4 protein-coding genes are annotated in these 4,127 nt (G+C 75.0%); 3 read left to right on the top strand and 1 reads right to left on the bottom strand.

What is annotated here, in order from left to right:
* Nucleotides 1-420, bottom strand: a 420-nt coding sequence (locus AC08OJ_RS18940) for a hypothetical protein (RefSeq protein WP_476596445.1), incomplete at its 3' end; no start/stop codon positions are given.
* 181 nt (nt 421-601) lie between these two features.
* On the opposite strand from AC08OJ_RS18940, the gene AC08OJ_RS18935 reads away from it, so the two are divergent.
* The 3 genes from AC08OJ_RS18935 to AC08OJ_RS18925 form a co-directional block, all read left to right on the top strand.
* Nucleotides 602-1,105: a glycosyltransferase family 9 protein gene (locus tag AC08OJ_RS18935; RefSeq protein ID WP_476594628.1), complete on the top strand. Its 504-nt coding sequence runs from the start codon at nt 602-604 to the stop codon at nt 1,103-1,105.
* Between the two features lie 23 nt (nt 1,106-1,128).
* On the top strand, nt 1,129-2,346 hold the full coding sequence (locus AC08OJ_RS18930; protein WP_476596444.1) for a glycosyltransferase: 1,218 nt from the start codon (nt 1,129-1,131) through the stop codon (nt 2,344-2,346).
* 138 nt (nt 2,347-2,484) lie between these two features.
* On the top strand, nt 2,485-4,127 hold a 1,643-nt coding region (locus AC08OJ_RS18925), incomplete at its 3' end, for a PfkB family carbohydrate kinase (protein WP_476596443.1).

Genomic DNA, 4,127 nt, shown 5'->3' with positions numbered 1-4,127 from the left:
AACGGGAGGAGCGGCGGGGGCGGTGCGGCGATGACCGCCCGGGTGCTCGTCGCGCGCCTCGACAGCGACGGCGACGTCCTGCTGTCCGGTCCAGCGATCCTCGCGGTGGCCGCGACCGCGGCGCACGTGACCCTGCTCGTAGGCCCCCGCGGGCGGACGGCTGCCGAGCTGCTGCCCGGAGTGGACGAGGTTGTCGTCTGGCGCTGCCCCTGGATCGACGCGAGCCCGCCACCGGTGCGCCGCGACGACGTCGACGGCCTCGTCGACCGGCTGGCCGCCGGTCGCCTCGACGACGCGCTGATCCTCACCTCGTTCCACCAGAATCCGCTGCCGCTGGCCCTGCTGCTGCGGATGGCCGGCGTCGGGCGGATCGCCGCCGTGAGCGAGGACTACCCCGGCACGCTGCTCGACGTCCGCCACCACCTGCCCGAGACAGGGCTACACGAGGTCACCAGAGCCCTGTCGACCGCGGCGGCGCTCGGCTACCGGCTACCGGCTACCGGACGAGGACGACGGGCTGCTCGCGGTCCGCCGGCCGCTGCCGGACCCGACCCCCCTGATCGGCCCGGAGCCGTACGTCGTCCTGCATCCGGGCGCCTCGGTGGCCGCCCGACGCTGGAACCCGCCGCGGTTCACGGTGGTGGTGCGCCGGCTGGCTGGCCGGGGACACCGGGTCGTCGTGACCGGTGGACCCGACGAGGTGGGGCTCACCGCCACCGCGGCCGGCCGCCTGCCCGGCGTGCATGACCTCGGCGGGCGCACGGACTTGGCGGGCCTCGCCGGCGTCCTGGAGCGGGCCGGCGCGGTGGTCGTCGGCAACACCGGCCCCGCGCATCTCGCCGCCGCGGTCGGCACCCCGATCGTCTCCCTGTTCGCCCCGACGGTGCCGGCCGAACGGTGGCGGCCCTACACCTCCCGGCACGTCCTGCTCGGCGACCAGGCGATCGGCTGCGCCGGATGCCGGGCCCGGGACTGCCCGGTGCCCGGCCATCCCTGTCTGAACACCGTCGAACCCGACGAGGTCGTCGACGCCTTGGAGACGGTTCTCGCCTTCCCCGTCGTCACCGTTCCCCCCGCCCGGCAGGAGGTCCTGGAGGCCCCTTGATGAAGGTCCCGACGAAGGTCTCGATGGTTTCCGAGCATGCCAGCCCGCTCGCGACACTCGGCGGTGTCGACGCGGGCGGGCAGAACATCCACGTCGCCTCGCTGGCCGATGCCCTGGCCCGCCGGCAGGTCGACGTCATCGTGCACACCCGCCGGGACGACCCCGACCTGCCGCGCCGCGTCAGGCGCGGGGAAGGCGTCCAGGTGGACCATGTGCGTGCCGGTCCCGCCAGATTCGTTCCTAAAGACGAACTTCTCCCCTACATGGACGACTTCGCCGCCGACCTGCACGAGCAGTGGCGACGGTGCCGTCCCAACGTCGTCCACGCGCACTTCTGGATGTCCGGGCTCGCCGCGCTGCGGGCCGCCCGGCCGCTGGGCATCCCGGTGGTGCTCACGATGCACGCCCTGGGCGTGGTGAAACGCCGCCACCAGGGCCGCAAGGACACCTCGCCACCGGAACGCGTCGCCATCGAACAGCGGCTCGTCGGCGACGTCGACCAGCTCCTCGCCACCTGCACGGACGAGGTGTTCGAGCTGGTCCGGCTGGGGACGCCGCGCGGGCGGGTCAGCGTGGTGCCCTGCGGGGTGGACCTGTCCCGGTTCACCCCGCACGGATGGGCCCGGCCGCGGCACGGCGACCGCGTCCGGCTGCTGTTCGTCGGTCGTCTGGTGGAACGCAAAGGGGTCGGCAACGTCATCAGCACGCTGCCCCATCTGCCGGCGGCCGACCTCGTCGTCGCGGGTGGTCCCGATCCGGCGCACCTCGACACCGACCCGGAGGTGGACCGGCTGCGTCGACTGTCGGTCGAGCTGGGCGTCGCCGACCGGACGAGCTTCATCGGGCGCGTCGACCACGACGAACTGCCCGCCCTCTACCGCTCCGCCGATGTCGTCACCTGCGTGCCCTGGTACGAACCGTTCGGCATCGTCCCACTGGAGGCGATGGCCTGCGGCGTGCCCGTTGTCGCCTCGGCCGTCGGCGGTCTCGTCGACACGGTCGTGGACGGCAAGACCGGCCTGCACGTGCCACCACGGTCCCCGGAACGGATCGTTGAGGCCCTTGCCGAGCTGATGGGCGACCCCGCGTGGCGGCGGGAACTCGGCGAGCAGGGCCCCCGGCGCGCCCGCGCCCTGTTTTCCTGGGACCGGGTGGCCACGCTGACCCTGGGCAGCTACCAGCGGTTGACCCGCCACGGCACGTCCCGCTTCGGCCGTCCCTATCTCCCGGCGGGGGTCTGACCCATGGACCGACCGGCACCGGCACCGACACCGGGACCGACACCGGGACCGACACCGGGACCGACACCGGGACCGACACCGGGACCGACACCGGGACCGACACCGGGACTGACACCGGGACCGGCGGCATGCCGGCCGATGCCGTCCGGGCGCGGCCACGTCGCCGCGTTGCAGCTGGCGCTGGACGGACTCGACGTCGACCGGCTCGCCGCCTGGGGGACCCGGCTGGCCGAGGTCCTGGCCGCGGGCGGCCGGCTGCTCGCCGCCGGCAACGGCGGATCCGCCGCCGAGGCCCAGCATCTGACCGCGGAGCTGGTCGGCCGGTTCCGCGACGACCGGGCCCCGATGTCGGCCATCCCGCTGCACGCTGACACCTCCTCGCTGACCGCGATCGGCAACGACTTCGGCTACGACGACGTGTTCGCCCGCCAGGTGCGCGCCCACGGCCGGCCCGGCGACGTCCTGATGCTGCTGTCCACCTCGGGCCGCAGCGCCAATCTGCTGCACGCGGCCCGGGAGCTGGGCCTGACAACGTGGGCGCTGGTCGGCCGGGCCGACAGCCCACTGGCGGCCGCCTGCGACGAGATCGTGGCGACCGGGCGCGCAGGCGAGAGCGAACCGCGCGAGAACGAACCGCGCGAAAGCGAACCGTCGAGCGCGACCGTGCAGGAGACCCACCTGGTCGCCGTGCACGTTCTCTGCGCGGCCTGTGACGTCGCGCTGGGCGTCGCGCCGACCCGGGAGACCCTGCCGCGATCCGCCGCCTCGTCCGCGTCCACACCGCAATGCGCTGCCCCACCGGAATGCGCTGCCCCACCGTCCCCGCGGCGGCCGCTGGTCGTCGTCGGAGACACGCTGCTGGACCGCGACCTCGTCGGCCGGGTCGAACGGCTGGCCCCCGATGCGCCGGTGCCCGTGCTCGACCAGACCGACGACCTGGCCCGGCCGGGCGGCGCGGGCCTCGCCGCCCTGCTCGCCGCCCGCGACGGTCACGACGTCGTCCTCGTCACCGCCCTGGCTGACGACGAGGGCGGGCGACGCCTCGCCGCGTTGCTCGCCGACGCCGGCGTCACCGTCGTCGACCTCGGGCTCGACGGCCCGACACCGCAGAAAATCCGGATGCGGACCGGCACCAGCACCCTGCTGCGTCTCGATCGCGGGACCGGTGACAATCGCGGGACCGGTGGCGCGGTGCGCGACACGCTTCCCGAGGCGGGCCGGCGGGCGCTCGCCGCGGCCCGGGCGATCCTCGTCGCCGACTACGGTCGCGGGCTCACGCGGCATCGCCCGGTCACCGCGGCGCTCGCCGGCCGGGCGCGGCGGGTTCCACTCGTCTGGGATCCGCACCCGCGGGGTGACGTGCCCCCGCGCGGCGCCACGCTCGTCACGCCGAACCTGGCCGAGGCGCGGTGGTTCACCCGCAACGCCACGGTGCGCCGGGACCCCATCGCCGAGGCTACGGACCGCGGCCGCCGGCTCGTGGCCCACTGGGGTGCCGCCGGCGTCGCGATCACCCTCGGCGAACGCGATGCCCTGCTGGTCGGCGCCTCGGACACGCCCCCGCTGATCGCACCGGCGACGCCGGTCGCCGCGGATCCCTGCGGCGCCGGCGACCGCTTCGCCGCGACCGCCACGGCGCTGCTGGGCGCGGGTGCGCTGCCGTCGGAAACCGTCGTCGCCGCGACCCGCGCCGCCAGCGACTTCCTCGCCGCCGGCGGGGTCTCGACGCTCGCCCGGAAAGACGGAGGCGGGGACGAAGGCGGGACTCGCGACGGAGATGG

Source organism: Frankia sp. CgKIO3 (assembly GCF_977946435.1).
The sequence above is the reverse complement of the archived record's forward strand: the minus strand, read 5'-3'. Positions and strand labels throughout refer to the sequence as shown.

Excerpts from the sequence above, each read along its gene's own strand:
- AC08OJ_RS18930 (WP_476596444.1), top strand. The coding sequence starts at position 1,129 with ATGGTTTCCGAGCATGCCAGCCCGCTCGCGACACTCGGCGGTGTCGAC.